General features: G+C 76.4%; 1 protein-coding gene. It reads left to right on the forward strand.

Annotated elements, in window-relative coordinates; translation table 11 throughout:
* Positions 1–311: 311 nt before the first annotated feature.
* The coding region (locus ABZ641_RS36230) for an Hsp70 family protein (RefSeq protein WP_359988741.1) at positions 312–1680 on the forward strand (1369 nt) is incomplete at its 3' end.

Consider the following 1680-nt stretch of genomic DNA (forward strand, 5'->3'; position numbering starts at 1 on the left):
GCCCGGCCCGCACGGGCGGCACCGGCGGCCCGTCCCCATGGTCGCGGTCCCCGGGCGGCACCGGGGCGGAACCCCGCCGGCCCGTCCGGCCCGCAGCGCCCCCGCTCCCGTGTCCGACGAGATCGGTACGACTCGCTCACATTGTCTGACGGTCCATCAACATCCTTGCGTGGACGGTCGATTACGAGATCGCATCGGTGTCCCCCGGGGGCCGGGAAGCGCCGGAACCGGAGGATTCCGCGCTGCTAGTCTCGCGGCACATCCAGACCGGCACGCTCTGTGACCGGCCGGATGCGTCCAGGGGGTGGGGCATGGCAGCGCCGGTGCTCGTGGTGGACTTCGGGACGTCCTCCTCGGCCGCGGCCGTGGTGACGGACCGGGGCGAGCGGCTGGTGAAGGAGCCGTCCAGCGGACTGCTGTCGTGGCCGTCGGCGGTCTCCGTCGGCGAGGACGGCAGACTGCTCGTCGGGTCCGCGGCGGAGAACCGCAAGCGGGCCGAACCGGGCTCCTACCGCGCCGAGTTCAAACGCGACCTCGGCGAACGGGCACCGGTCCCGCTCGGCGGCCGGCTCCTCCCCGTCACGGACCTGGTCGCCGCCGTGCTCGCCGAGTTCCGCAGCCAGGGCCGCACGGTCACCGGTACGGAGATCGACCGCCTGGTGGTGACGGTGCCCGCCTCGTACGGGCCGGTCGACCCGCGCCGCGAGGCGATGCTGGAGGCCGGACGCGAGGCCGGGTTCCGCAGCGTCGAACTGCTCGCCGAACCGGTCGCCGCCGCGCACGCCGCCGTGGCCGGCGAGCCGTTCGGCCCCGGGCAGACCGTGCTGGTCTACGACTTCGGCGGCGGCACCTTCGACACCGCCCTGGTGCGGATCGGCCCGGACGGCATGCCCGAGGTGCTCGGCCACACCGCACTCGACGACTGCGGCGGCCGGGACATCGACGCCCTGCTGGCCGGCCGGATCCGCGAACGCGGCCGCGACTGGCTGGAACCGCTGCTCGGCGCCGGCGGGGCGGGAGCCCTGCGCGCCCGGCTGGAACTCGGCGACTTCGTCCGCCGGCTCAAGCACCAGCTCACCGAGGCCGGCCAGGTCGAGGACTACCTCACCCCGCTCGGGCCGGCCAGCCGGGTCGCCCGGGGCGAACTCGAGGAACTCGTCGGCCCGCTGCTGGACCGGACGGTGGCCTGCTGCCGGCAACTGCTCGCCGACCACGCGGTGCGGACCAAGGACGTCGACGCCGTCCTGCTGGTCGGCGGCACCACCAGGATCCCGGCCGTCCGGGCCCTGCTCACCGAACGCCTCGACCGGCCGCTGCGGCTGGTCGAGGACCCGGACCTGGCGGTCGTCCACGGCGCCGCCGCCTGGGCCGCGAGGTCCGCCGACCGCCGCCTGGTGCCCGTCGAACCGCCCGCCCACACCCGCCCGCTGGCCTGGACCTTCCCGGCCGCCTCGGCGGAGCTGACCGGCTGGACGGTGGACCCCGGCACCGACTACCCGGCCGGCGGGACGCTCGGCTCGGTGCGGCTGCCCGACGGCAGCCTCTGGGAGCTGACCGCCGACGGCCCCGGCACGGTCGTCGGCCAACTCGCCCGGCCCGGCGCCGTCGTCGGCCCGGGGGAGTGGCTGCTCGCCGTGCAGCCGCTCGGCGCACCGCCGCCCGCACCGGGCGGCACGGCCC

This window comes from Kitasatospora sp. NPDC007106 (assembly GCF_040634455.1).
GTDB classification, from domain to species: Bacteria; Actinomycetota; Actinomycetes; order Streptomycetales; family Streptomycetaceae; genus Kitasatospora; species Kitasatospora arboriphila.